The following is an 11,887-nucleotide window of genomic DNA, read 5'->3' on the forward strand; positions in this document are numbered from 1 at the left end:
CTCCGGCTACTGCCATTTGCGGTGATAGGCGCCCAGCGTGGTTTGGGTGCCCTCGGACATCGCGCCCAGCGTCTCCATCCAGGCGGCGTCGGCGCGGTAGGCGGCCGGATCGGCCTGGCAACGGTCGATCGCCTGGCGCCAGACGCGTGCCACCTGGCTGACGTAAGCCGGGCTGCGCTGGCGGCCTTCGATCTTCACCGAGGCGATGTTGGCGGCCAGCAGCTCCGGCAGCAGCTCCAGCGTATTGAGGCTGGTGGGCTCTTCCAGCGCGTGGTAGCGCACGTCATCCACCAGATAGCGGCCCTTGCACAGCGTCGGGTAACCGGCGTTTTCATGATCCTGATAGCGGTCGATTAGCACGTCGTTCAGGCGCGACTCCATGCCCTGCGGGGTTTGCTGCCAGCGCACGAAGCGCGCCGGCGAACAGGCGCCGACGGTGTTCGGCGACTCGCCGGTCAGGTAGGAAGAGAGATAGCAGCGCCCCTCAGCCATGATGCACAGGCTGCCGAAGGCGAACACTTCCAGCGGCACCGGGCTGGTGCGCGCCAGCTGTTTCACCTGATGCATCGACAGCACGCGTGGCAGCACCACCCGGCCCACCTCGAAGTTGCGTTGGTAGAAGCGGATCGCTTCCTCGTTGGTGGCGGAGGCCTGCACCGAAACGTGGCGCTCCAGCTGCGGGTAGCGCTGGGCGGCGTATTCCAGCATCGCCAGATCCGCCAGAATCAGCGCGTCGGCGCCCAGTTGGGCCGCCATATCCACCGCGCGCTGCCAGCGGGCGTAGCCGTCGGGATGGGCGAAGGTGTTGATGGCGATATGCAGCTTGCGGCCGTGGCGGTGTACGTAATCGACCGCTTCCTGCAGCTTTTTCTCGGTGAAGTTGAGGCCGGCGAAGTGGCGCGCGTTGGTATCGTCTTTCAGGCCGATGTAAACGGCGTCGGCGCCGTTATCCACCGCGGCCTTCAGGGCCGGCAGGTTGCCGGCGGGACAAAGCAGCTCCATAGATTTATCCTGGCTTAGCCGTGCGCCCGGCCGGGCGCACGCTGTCTTTTAAAGGTTGCCGACGGCGGTGTTCCGCCGGCAAACGCGAATCGGGGAGGCCATTTTAGGCAAAGGGGCGCACACAGGTTTTGATTTGAGGCAGCTTATGGCGTATTGATAAACATGGCGGTGAAATGCACTATTTGTTGATATAGACCGCTGAAGCCGCGCGCCAGTGTGGCAAAATAGCGGTAGTCCGTATTGAAAGGAGTGGATGACCGTGTTGGAACAACTACGAGCACGCCTTGTGCGCCAGGGGCCGTCGCTGCTGCGCATCCCGCTGAAATTCACGCCGTTCGCCCTGCAGCGTCAGCTGCTGCAACAGGTGCTGAGCTGGCAGTTCCGCCAGGCGTTGGCGGATGGGGATCTGGAATTTCTCGAATCGCGCTGGCTGAAGATCGAAGTTCGCGATCTGGCGCTACAATGGTTTATGACGGTAGAAAACGACAAACTGGTGGTCAGCCAGCACGCCGAAGCGGACGTCAGCTTCAGCGGTGACGCCAACGATCTGATCCTGATCGCGGCGCGCAAGCAAGATCCGGATACGCTGTTCTTTCAGCGTCGGCTGCAGATTGAAGGGGATACCGAATTGGGCCTGTATGTGAAAAATTTGATGGACGCCATCGAGCTGGAAAGCATGCCCGCGCCGCTGCGCATGGGGCTGTTGCAGTTGGCTGATTTTGTCGAAGCAGGGTTGCAGGAGGGCACGGCGTCGGCTTCCCGTGTGGCGGTATCATGCTGATCCGCGTAGAGATCCCGGTAGACGCGGCGGGCATCGACGCCTTGCTGCGCCGCGCCTTTGGCCGCGACGACGAAGCCGATCTGGTGCAGCAGCTGCGGGAAGACGGCCTGCTGACGCTGGGCGTGGTCGCCACTGACGACGAAGGCGGGGTAGTGGGTTATGCCGCGTTCAGCCCGGTGGACGTGGCCGGCGAAGACCGCCAATGGGTGGCGCTGGCGCCGCTGGCGGTAGACGAAAGCCTGCGCCGCCAGGGGCTGGCTGAAAAGCTGGTGTATGAAGGCTTGGATTCGCTGAACGAATTCAGCTACGCCGCGGTGGTGGTGCTGGGCGAGCCGGCCTACTACGGCCGCTTCGGCTTTAAACCGGCCGCCGCCTATGGCCTGCACTGCCGCTGGCCGGAGACGGAAAACTCGTTCCAGGTGTATCCGCTGGCGGAAGATGCCCTGAATGGCGTCAGCGGCGAAGTGGCTTTTTCGGCGCCGTTTAATCGCTTTTAACGACGACGGGTAATAGATACTCCAACGACAGCGGCGGGTGATTCACCAGCCGCTCTTTTTGTATTTTGCTCAGCTGTTTGACGCGGTATTCCAGCTTCAGCGCCGTTGAGCGATCCCCCACCTGGCAGTGAAACGCCAGCGTTAATTCCCCTTTGCCGCGCAGCGCCTTGGCGCCTTTGCCGGCCTGATGCTGCGCCAGGCGGCGCGCCACGTCGGTGGTGATGCCGGTATACAGCATGCCACTCGGTAAACGCAGCATGTAGAGGTGCCAGGGAGTGGGGGAGTTGTCGGTCATCGTACGCCGTTTTGGTGGCCAGGGTCGGCGTATGATGGCATGTTCGCCATCACAATCCCATCCCCGGCCGCCGGTGCCCTACCGCTTTACCCCTTTTTTCCCGCCAGCTCAAATCGCGGCGAGACGATGCCGTACAGCGTCCAGCCGAGGAAGGTGGCGATGGCGCCCCACATCATCGCTTCCTCACCGGAGCTGTAGAGCGCGTAGAAGCTGTACAGCGCGCCGATGCCGGCGATGATATTGGCGATGCGCGCCTTGTTGTCCGGCACTTTCGCCACTTTTTGAATAATGACCAGCGCCGCCATCGACAGGATATAAGGGATGATGTTGGTCACCACCGCCAGGTTCACCAGCACGTTGAACTGCTTGTTCAGCGACGGGCTGATGGTCATCAGCGACAGGCCGCTCTGGATGACGACGATGGTCAGCATGCCTTTAACCGGCGCGTCGGCCTTGCTCAGCTTGGAGAAGATTTTCGGGAAGAAGCCGCTGTCGGCGGAGGATTTGAACACCTGAGCGATGGTGAACTGCCAGCCGAGCAGCGAGCCGACGCAGGACATGACCATCAACGCCATGATGATCTTGCCGACCGTCGGGTTGAACATGTGGGAGAACGCCAGCCCGAACGGGGCGGTGGAGTTGGCCAGATCCATGTTCGGCACGATGCCGGCGATCACGTTGGTCGAAATGATATAGATCACCGCCGCGCTGAGGGTGCCGCCCAGTACGGCGATCGGCACGTTGCGCTCCGGATTTTCCACCACGTCGGTGTTGGCGCACGCGGATTCCAGCCCCAGAAACGCCCACAGGGTCATTGAGATGGAGGAGCCGATGGCTTCGAAGGTCGGCACCTGATGTGGGTTCCAGGCGGCGACGTAGGCGCTGCCGCTGAACCAGTACCAGCCGATGACCGAGATGCCCACCACCGGAATGATCACGCCCCAGACGGTGATGCCGCTGATTTTGCCGGTGATGCGCGCACCGCCGAAGTTGGCGACGGTCGCCAGCCACAGCACGCCGATGGTGGCGATACAGATCCCAAGCGGGCTAAGCGTAGCGCCAAACAGCTCGGTGCCGTAGCCGACGGCGGAAATGGCGATGGCGATGTTGGCGATCAGCAGCGAAACGCCGTAGGTGTAGTTCGCCATGAAGTTGCCTGATTTGCCGAAGGCGTATTCGGCGTAGCCGCCCATGCCGCCGGATTTACGGCTGAACATGCCGCATTTGGCGAACGCGTAGGCCAGCGCCATCGAGCCGACGGCGGTCACCAGCCAGGAAACGATCGAAATCGTGCCCACTTCGGCCAGCTTGGTCGGCAGCATAATTATGCCGGAACCCATCATATTCACGGCGGTCAGGATCGTTAATTGCACGACCCCCATTTTATTATTGGACTTACTCATGATCATTTTCTCTTTTAGGATGCGATCCGGGCGGCGAGAATAATCGCCGCCCCGTAAGGTGATTAATTTTTCATGACGTAGCCGTAAGCGCGGTTCCAGCCGTCCTCATCCTGTTGGATATAAACGCCCTGCAATTCCGGTGCGAATCCCGGCAATAAGTTGATGCCTTCTTCCAATGCCAGGAAATAACGCTGCGCGGCGCCACCCCAAATTTCACCGGGCACGACGCACAGCACGCCAGGCGGGTAAGGCAGGGCGCCTTCGGCGGCGATGCGGCCCTCGGCCTTGGCCAGCGAGACCAATTCCACATTGCCGCGCACGAACTCGGTATTGGCGTCCTGCGGATTCATCACCACGCGCGGGAAATAACTTTTGCGGAACATCTCTTTTTGCAGCTCTTTAACGTCGTAGCTGACGTAAAGGTCGTGCATTTCCTGGCACAGCTGGCGGATGGTGTAGTTTTTGTAGCGCTGCTGGTGGTTTTTATAGACCGCAGGCAGCACCTCGCTGAGCAGGGAGTTCTGCTCGATGTGCTTCTCGAAGCGGGCGATCAGGGCCACCAGATGCTGCATCTTGGCGATGTCTTCCGCCGGCGTCAGCAGGAACAGGATCGAGTTGAGATCGCATTTTTCCGGCACGATGCCGTTTTCACGCAGGTAGTTGGCCAGAATGGTCGCCGGGATGCCGAACTCGCTGTAGCTGCCGGTGGCGGTATCGATGCCCGGCGTGGTGAGCAGCAGTTTGCACGGATCGACGAAGTACTGCGATTCGGCATAGCCCTCAAAGGCGTGCCATTTCTCGCCGGGCACGAAGTTGAAGAAGCGCAGATCGTTGGCCATCGCCGCGGTGTCATAGGCCTGCCACGGTTTGCCGTCGATCTGGTCCGGCACGAACGGTTTGATCATCGTGCAGGTGTCCAGCAGCATTTTGCGCGCTTCGATCCCCACGCGCACGCACTCCTGCCACAGGCGCTGGCCGCTTTTGCCCTCGTGCATCTTGGCGTTGACGTCCAGTGCGGCGAACAGCGGATAGAACGGGCTGGTGGAGGCGTGCAGCATAAAGGCGTTGTTGAAGCGCTTGTGGTTGCAGTAGCGGCTCTGCCCCTTGATATGCTTGTCTTTTTTGTGGATCTGCGAGGTCTGCGAGAAACCGGCCTGCTGTTTGTGCACCGACTGGGTGACGATGATGCCAGGATCGTTCTCGTTCAGCTCCAGCAGCAGCGGCGAGCAGTCTTTCATCATCGGAATGAACTGCTCATAGCCCACCCAGGCGGAGTCGAACAGGATGTAATCGCACAGGTGGCCAATCTTGTCGACCACCTGGCGGGCGTTGTAGATGGTGCCGTCGTAGGTGCCGAGCTGGATGATCGCCAGGCGGAACGGGCGGGCTTCGTTGGCGCGTTCCGGCGCCACTTCGCGGATCTGTTGGCGCAGGTAGCGTTCGTCGAAGCAGTGCGCGTCGATGCCGCCGATAAAGCCGAACGGGTTGCGGGCGGTTTCCAGGTAAACCGGCGTGGCGCCGGCCTGGATCAACGCGCCGTGGTGGTTGGATTTATGGTTGTTGCGGTCGAACAGCACCAGATCGCCGCGCGTCAGCAGGGCGTTGGTCGCCACCTTGTTCGAGGCCGAGGTGCCGTTGAGCACGAAGTAGGTCTTGTCGGCGTTGAACACCTTGGCGGCGTGCTGCTGAGCGGCGCAAGGCGCGCCTTCGTGGATCAACAGATCGCCCAGTTTGACGTCGGCGTTGCACATGTCGGAGCGGAAAAGCGTTTCGCCGTAGAAGTCAAAGAACTGGCGGCCCGCCGGGTGTTTGCGGAAGAACTCGCCGCCCTGGTGGCCGGGGCAGGCGAAGGTGGCGTTGCCCATTTCCACATACTGCGTCAGCGTGTTGAAGAACGGCGGCAGCAGCTCGCTCTCATATTTGGCGGCGGCGGCCTCCAGCTGTTTGCCGTAGAACTGGGTATTCTTGCCGCACAGCTCAAACACGCCGTGCAGCGCCGGCAATACGGCGTTATCCAGCTCTTCTTCGCAGCAGACAGCGACGAACAGCGGAATGTTCAGGCCGTGTTCTTCGATGCGCGCCAACATACCTTGCGTGACATCATCTACCGACAGCACGATGGCGGCGACGTCATTGAAATCGCTGTGATGCACGTCGACGATGTCGCGTTCAGTTTCAAAGCAGCCGAGGGTTTGGGTGTTGGCGGCAATTTTTAATTTTTTCATTTTTCTCATTCTTCAGGCAAAGGCCGTCCGCCGGCAAATAATTCCATTTGCCGCTAACGCCTTCACGAAAATAAAGGTGTGCGAAAACCCAGTGATGCCGAAAGGCATTAACTGTGTTCGCTGTTTTATTTAGCTTGGATGCGCTTGGTCGAAATTAAGAATGAATTGCGAGTCCTTCTCGGTTAGCGAGAAAGAGGTATTATCACCGGCGTGCGGAGAATAAATAAAAACGCAATGACACTCTTATTAACGGCGTAAGAGCGAGGGGGGAGGGTTATCTGTAGTTGAAGAATGCGAAGCTAAAGCAGCTGCGATGAGCCATCATCATAATATGGGTTGTGCGCCTGATATGCGCCATTTTGCGGTTATTGTTTTCCATTTTCTAATCCACCTTGCTGAGTGAAAAGATGGCGCTATTTTAACGCAAGGCGGGCTAAAAATCGTGATGGTAGTCACATAAATGCCGGTATTTATAAATAACTATTCACCTGTTATGCAATGAGTTGCATAAACAGCGTTCTGGCGGGCTAGCGGGCATGTAAACGAATTGATAATCGGCTCCGGACGGGGGCACTAAATTTACGTACCATCAGGATGGGAACAATAAAATCGCTCGATTAACCGGTTGCATAACGATCAAATAAATCCGTCTTGTATTTTTTATGTTATAAAGCCGCTTTGGGCTTAAATTGATAAAAATGCATTTATTGTGTTTTTATATTCATTTTTAGTTTTTGATGATTATCGTTATTTGTGACTCGCCTCAACAACGCAGGGTAAGATGAAGTGAGTGAACAGGGAGGCGAGTAACCTTGAATACCCCAGAACAACGGCAGCAGATTGCGGATTTCATCGGCAAACAGCACGTGTTGACGCTGTGCGCCGGCGACGGTCTCGACATGTGGTGCGCCAACTGTTTTTACGTGTTCGATGCCGCGGCGATGGCGCTGTGGCTGATGACCGAACCGCACACCCGCCACGGCGGGCTGATGCTGAACAACGGCCGGGTGGTCGGCACCATCGCGCCGAAGCCGAAAAGCATCGCGCTGATCCGCGGCGTGCAGTACCGCGCCGAGGCGGTGCTGCTGAGCGGCGAAGAAGCCGAGGCGGCGCGCGCGCGTTACTGCAAGCGCTTCCCGATCGCCAGGGCGATGAAGGCCTCGGTTTGGCGGCTGGATCTGCACGAGGTGAAGATGACCGACAACACCCTCGGCTTCGGCAAGAAGCTGCATTGGGCGCGGTCTATACTTTAAGTCGACGTATTGATTACAACGGGAGATTGCATGGCGCGAGCACTGTTAGTCGGCGCAACCGGGCTGGTGGGGCGCGAGTTGCTGCAGTTGTTGCAAAGCGATCCGCAGATAACGGCCATCGTGGCGCCGACGCGCACACCGCTGCCGCCGCACGGCAAGCTGACCAATCCGGTCGGCGATGCGCTGTTCGAGCTGCTGAGTAGCCTGCAGCAGCCGGTCGATCTGGTGTTCTGCTGCCTGGGCACCACCCGCCGGGCGGCGGGCAGCGCCGATGCCTTCCGCTACGTCGATTATCAACTGGTGGTGGAGAGCGCGCTGACCGGCCGTCGCTTGGGGGCGCAGCACTGTCTGGTGGTGAGCGCGCTGGGCGCCAACGCGGATTCCACCTTCCTGTATAACCGCACCAAAGGCGAGATGGAGCAGGCGCTGCGCGAACAGCACTGGCCGCGCCTGACGCTGGTGCGGCCTTCCATGCTGGTGGGGGATCGCCCTACGCCGCGCCTGATGGAGCGCCTCACGCTGCCGCTGTTCAGGCTGTTGCCCGGCAAATGGCGCGCCGTCTCTGCCAAAGACGTGGCGCAAACGCTGCTGCAGCAGGCGTTCACGCCGGGCGAAGGGGTCAGGGTGCTGGAGTCGGATCGGCTGCACTGCTACCGAGGCTGACGCTGAGGTGGTCGAACGCCAGCTCCAGCCCGGCGGGCAGTTCGTTGTCCAGCAGCCACAGATCGAGATGATGGCTGATGTGCGTCAGCAGCGTGCGTTTGGGCTGCAGCAACTGCTGCGTCTCCTGCGCGCGGGTCAGATCGTTGTGGTTGCGCGGCGCCTGCGGCTGAGGCGGCAGGCTGCAATCGAGCACCAGCAGATCCAGCGCCACGTTTTGCAGATAGTCGGCGGTGGCCGGCGGCAGACCGACGGTGTCGGTCAGGTAGGCCAGCGCAGCGCCCGCCGCCTGGATCAGATAGCCGTGGGTCAGTTTGGAGTGTTGCAGCGGCAGCGGGGTGATGCGCATGCCGCCCAGTTCGACGGTGGCGAAGGGCGCCAGCGGCGGCTGAAACGCCAGAATGCCGGGGTGTTTGAACAGGTCGTCGCAGCCCTGTTCATCCGGCGGGCCATACACCGGAATGGAATTTCCGCACCCCCAACGCAAAGGAAATAACCCCTGAACGTGATCCATGTGGTAATGTGTCAGTAAAAAACGTTGAATTTGCCCCGCCGAAAATCGCCGCTCCAAAGCCGGCAATCCCGCATCCAATAAGGTCGTTTCCCCCTGATAGTTAAGCATGGCGCTGCACGCTCGCCGCCGAAATGCCGGTTCGCGCCGCGCCCGTTGGCAGATCAGGCAGTCGCAGCCGAACACCGGCACCTGCTGCGCGCCGCCGGTGCCGAGAAAGGTCAGTTGCATCGCTCCCCTCCGTTAAAGGTACTTCTGGGCAAAGCGGTTGATGTCGCGAAAATCCGCCAGCCGCGCCTTCAGCGTGGCGTGATCCCAGTGCCACCACTGGCTGCGTTCGATGCGTTCTATCAGCGCGTCGTCAAAGCGCATGCCGATCTTCTTGGCCGCCACGCCGGCGACGATGCTGTAGGGCTCCACGTCCTTGGTGACCACCGCCGCGCTGCCGATCACCGCGCCGTTGCCGATGCTGACGCCCGGCATCAGGATGGCGTTATGGCCGATCCACACGTCGTGGCCGACGGTGACGTGGTGCTCGCGCCGCCAGTCGAAGAACGCCGCGTCGTCTTCCCCCAGCCCGTATTCGGCGGCGCGGTAGGTGAAGTGGTGCTGCGCGATGCGCTGGTAGGTTGGGTGGTTGCCGGGATTGATGCGCGCATAGGAGGCGATGGAGACGAACTTGCCGATAGTGGCGTAAAAGATCTGGTTGTGCCCGGCGGTGTAGGAGTAGTCCCCCATCTCCACCTCTTCCAGGATCGCATCGTCGGCCAGATGCACATATTGGCCGAGCCGGGTGCGGTTAAGGGTCACGTTGTCGCCGATTTTCGGCTGGGCAAAGTCGTTCATGGCGTCGCGTCCTGAGCTTGTCGGGTGGCGGTAGGCAGCAGCGCCAGCAGCGCCGCCAGAGTGTCGTCGAGTGGGCCGTCGTTGTGCAGCACCCGGCAGCCGGCGGGCAGACTCTGCTGATATTCCGCCGCCCGCGCCAGGCGCTGCTCGATCTGTTCGGCGCTTTCTCGTCCGCGATCCTGCAGGCGGCGGCGCAGGATAGCGGCGCTGACCTGCAGGCACACCGGCAGCAGCTGCGCGCCATAGCGCTGCTGCGCCTGCGGCAGGTGGGCGCGCGAACCGTTGACCGCCACGTCGATCCCCTGCAGCAGCCAAAGATCCACTTCGATCCCGAACGCGTAGTGCTGCTGGTGGGCCTGCCAGTCGAGCGCGAACAGCCCCTTGGCGCGGCGGCGCAGAAATTCCGGTTCGCTCAGCGCGATGTGATTCTCGCAGCCGGCGTCCGCCGGCCGGGTGATGTAACGGTGCGCCACCAGCGGCGCGCGGTCGGCGTCGGCCCGCAGCGCGGCCAGCAGGCTGTCCTTGCCTGCGCCGGAAGGCCCCATCAGGTAGATGAGCCGCGCCATCAGAACACCTGCCTGCCCTGACGCCACACGTTCTGCACGTAAACGTGCTCACCGTGCGGCCGCGCCAGCACCAGATCCGCCCGCAGCCCTTCGGCGAGGGTGCCGCGATCCTGCAGATCCAGCGCCCGCGCCGGGTTGCGGGTGATCATGCGCACCGCCTGGGGCAGATCGTAGGCGTTGCGTTCGTCCGCTGCGAGGCGAAACGCCGCGTCCAGCAGGCTGGCCGGGTAATAATCGGAAGAGAGGATATCCAGCACCCCCAGCGCCGCCAGATGGTGCGCCGCCACGTTGCCGGAGTGGGAGCCGCCGCGCACGATGTTCGGCGCGCCCATCAGCACCTGCAGGCCCTGCTGGTGCGAGGCGCGGGCGGCCGCCTCGGTGGTGGGGAACTCGGCGATGGCGCTGCCCAGCGCGCAGGATTCGGCCACGTGCGCGGCGGTGGCGTCGTCATGGCTGGCCAGCGAGATGCGGCGCGCGCGGCAGTGGGCGGCGATCGCCTCGCGGTTCGGCGCGGCCCAGCGGGCGGACAGAGCGACCTGCTCCTCCTCGTACTCGCTCATCTGCTGGTCGTTGAGGTGGTATTTGCCCTGATAGTATTCGCGGTATTTTTCGCGCGAGGCGAACTGGCGCTGGCCCGGCGAGTGGTCCATCAGCGACACCAGCGACACGCCCGGCTTGTCCATCAGCTGTTCGAACAGCGGCAGCGTGCTCTCGTGCGGCAGCTCGCAGCGCAGGTGCAGACGGTGCTCGGCGCGGTTCACCCCGGCGCGCTGGCTGTGGATCACCGCGTCGATCATCTTCTGCAGGTTTTCCAGCCGGTGGCCGCCGTCGCGCACGTCGCCGATCGCCACCGCGTCCAATACCGTGGTGATGCCGTTGGCCACCATCAGCGCGTCGTGGCTGCTCATCGCGGAATGGGCCGGCCAGTCAACGTTCGGGCGCGGGGTAAAGAACTTGTCCAGGTTGTCGGTATGCAGCTCGATCAGCCCCGGCAGCAGCCAGCCGCCGTCGCCGTCCAGCGCCTGCGGCAGCCGGCTCGGGCCGTCGGCGAAGCTGCGGATCACGCCGTCCTGCATCTCCAGCGAGCCTTGCACCACCTGGTCATCCAGCACCAGCTTAACGTTATTGACGATCATCAGAGGGCCTCCAGCGCCTGCGGCGCCTGCATGTCATAAAGCCGGTCGGCGACCTGTTGGCGGACGCCTTCATCGTGAAAAATGCCAACGATCGCCGCGCCGCGCGCCTTGGCGCGTTCGATAAGTTGCACCACCGCCGCGCTGTTGCGGCTGTCGAGCGAGGCGGTCGGTTCGTCCAGCAACAGAATGGGGTAATCGACGATAAAGCCGCGCGCGATGTTCACCCGCTGCTGCTCGCCGCCGGAGAAGGTGGACGGCGCCAGCGGCCACAGGCGCTGCGGCACGTTGAGCGCAGCGAGCAGCGCTTCGGCGCGGTCGCGGCACTCGGCGCGCTCGACGCCCTGTTCCAGCAGCGGCTGCATCACCACCTCCAGCGCGCTGATGCGCGGGATCACCCGCAGGAACTGGCTGACCCAGCCCAGCGTATGGCGGCGCACCGCCAGAATTTGGCGCGCATCGGCGCTGACCATGTCCAGCCAGTCGCCCTGGTGGTTGATCCAGATATGGCCGCTGTCCGGCAGGTAGTTGGCGTACAGCGAGCGCAGCAGGGTGGATTTGCCGCTGCCGGAGTGGCCGTGCAGCACCACGCATTCGCCGCCGTGAACCGTCAGGTTGGCGTCGTGCAGTACCGGCAGGCGGGTGCCGTACTGCTGATGCAGCACAAAGGTTTTACTGAGATGTTCAACTCGGATTTGCATAGTCATCTGTTATC

14 protein-coding genes are annotated in these 11,887 nt (G+C 61.9%); 4 read left to right on the top strand and 10 right to left on the bottom strand.

What is annotated here, in order from left to right:
• Positions 1-6: 6 nt before the first annotated feature.
• Positions 7-1,002 carry a peptidase U32 family protein gene (locus C9411_RS05795; RefSeq protein ID WP_015376422.1) on the bottom strand — a complete coding sequence of 332 codons (996 nt, stop codon included), beginning with the start codon at positions 1,000-1,002 and terminating at the stop codon, positions 7-9.
• 253 nt (positions 1,003-1,255) lie between these two features.
• Between C9411_RS05795 and C9411_RS05800 the strand changes: the two genes are divergently transcribed.
• Together C9411_RS05800 and C9411_RS05805 are read left to right on the top strand one after the other, a co-directional pair.
• Positions 1,256-1,783, top strand: coding sequence for an SCP2 domain-containing protein (locus C9411_RS05800; RefSeq protein WP_170311425.1), 528 nt, complete (start codon positions 1,256-1,258; stop codon positions 1,781-1,783).
• On the top strand, positions 1,777-2,280 hold the full coding sequence (locus tag C9411_RS05805; RefSeq protein ID WP_107226643.1) for a GNAT family N-acetyltransferase: 504 nt from the start codon (positions 1,777-1,779) through the stop codon (positions 2,278-2,280). Before C9411_RS05800 ends, C9411_RS05805 begins: the two co-directional genes overlap by 7 nt.
• Here the strand turns inward: C9411_RS05805 and C9411_RS05810 are convergent.
• From C9411_RS05810 to speFL, 4 genes are all read right to left on the bottom strand, one after another.
• Positions 2,267-2,575 (bottom strand): GIY-YIG nuclease family protein, encoded by a 309-nt coding sequence (locus tag C9411_RS05810; RefSeq protein WP_146158865.1) that lies wholly within the window; start codon positions 2,573-2,575, stop codon positions 2,267-2,269. The genes C9411_RS05805 and C9411_RS05810 overlap by 14 nt on opposite strands.
• 86 nt (positions 2,576-2,661) lie before the next feature.
• On the bottom strand, positions 2,662-3,978 hold the full coding sequence (gene potE, locus C9411_RS05815; protein ID WP_107226795.1) for a putrescine-ornithine antiporter: 1,317 nt from the start codon (positions 3,976-3,978) through the stop codon (positions 2,662-2,664).
• 62 nt (positions 3,979-4,040) lie between these two features.
• Positions 4,041-6,203: an ornithine decarboxylase SpeF gene (gene speF / locus C9411_RS05820; protein ID WP_048232506.1), complete on the bottom strand. Its 2,163-nt coding sequence runs from the start codon at positions 6,201-6,203 to the stop codon at positions 4,041-4,043.
• A gap of 274 nt (positions 6,204-6,477) precedes the next feature.
• Positions 6,478-6,582, bottom strand: coding sequence for a leader peptide SpeFL (speFL, locus tag C9411_RS05825; protein ID WP_004933443.1), 105 nt, complete (start codon positions 6,580-6,582; stop codon positions 6,478-6,480).
• A gap of 433 nt (positions 6,583-7,015) precedes the next feature.
• Between speFL and C9411_RS05830 the strand changes: the two genes are divergently transcribed.
• Together C9411_RS05830 and C9411_RS05835 are read left to right on the top strand one after the other, a co-directional pair.
• A complete protein-coding gene (locus tag C9411_RS05830; protein WP_033648653.1) occupies positions 7,016-7,456 on the top strand; it encodes a YhbP family protein in 441 nt (146 codons plus the stop codon).
• Positions 7,457-7,486: 30 nt separating this feature from the next.
• On the top strand, positions 7,487-8,119 hold the full coding sequence (locus tag C9411_RS05835) for an NAD(P)H-binding protein (protein ID WP_107226644.1): 633 nt from the start codon (positions 7,487-7,489) through the stop codon (positions 8,117-8,119).
• Here the strand turns inward: C9411_RS05835 and phnP are convergent.
• Genes phnP through phnL form a run of 5 tightly spaced genes read right to left on the bottom strand, consistent with a single transcriptional unit; the run spans position 8,076 to position 11,879 of the window.
• Positions 8,076-8,858, bottom strand: a complete 783-nt coding sequence (phnP, locus tag C9411_RS05840) for a phosphonate metabolism protein PhnP (RefSeq protein ID WP_107226645.1) — start codon at positions 8,856-8,858, stop codon at positions 8,076-8,078. The two genes, C9411_RS05835 and phnP, sit on opposite strands and share 44 nt — an antisense overlap.
• Before the next feature lie 12 nt (positions 8,859-8,870).
• Positions 8,871-9,473: a DapH/DapD/GlmU-related protein gene (locus C9411_RS05845; RefSeq protein WP_107226646.1), complete on the bottom strand. Its 603-nt coding sequence runs from the start codon at positions 9,471-9,473 to the stop codon at positions 8,871-8,873.
• Complete coding sequence (gene phnN / locus C9411_RS05850) at positions 9,470-10,039, bottom strand: ribose 1,5-bisphosphokinase (RefSeq protein WP_038879078.1); 570 nt, start codon at positions 10,037-10,039, stop codon at positions 9,470-9,472. The genes C9411_RS05845 and phnN overlap by 4 nt, the downstream gene beginning before the upstream one ends.
• Positions 10,039-11,175: an alpha-D-ribose 1-methylphosphonate 5-triphosphate diphosphatase gene (phnM, locus tag C9411_RS05855; RefSeq protein ID WP_102985544.1), complete on the bottom strand. Its 1,137-nt coding sequence runs from the start codon at positions 11,173-11,175 to the stop codon at positions 10,039-10,041. The genes phnN and phnM overlap by 1 nt, the downstream gene beginning before the upstream one ends.
• Complete coding sequence (gene phnL / locus C9411_RS05860) at positions 11,175-11,879, bottom strand: phosphonate C-P lyase system protein PhnL (RefSeq protein WP_033652772.1); 705 nt, start codon at positions 11,877-11,879, stop codon at positions 11,175-11,177. Before phnL ends, phnM begins: the two co-directional genes overlap by 1 nt.
• Positions 11,880-11,887 lie beyond the last annotated feature (8 nt).

Source organism: Serratia sp. Nf2, from assembly GCF_003028435.1.
In the GTDB taxonomy this organism is placed as follows: domain Bacteria; phylum Pseudomonadota; class Gammaproteobacteria; order Enterobacterales; family Enterobacteriaceae; genus Serratia; species Serratia marcescens_L.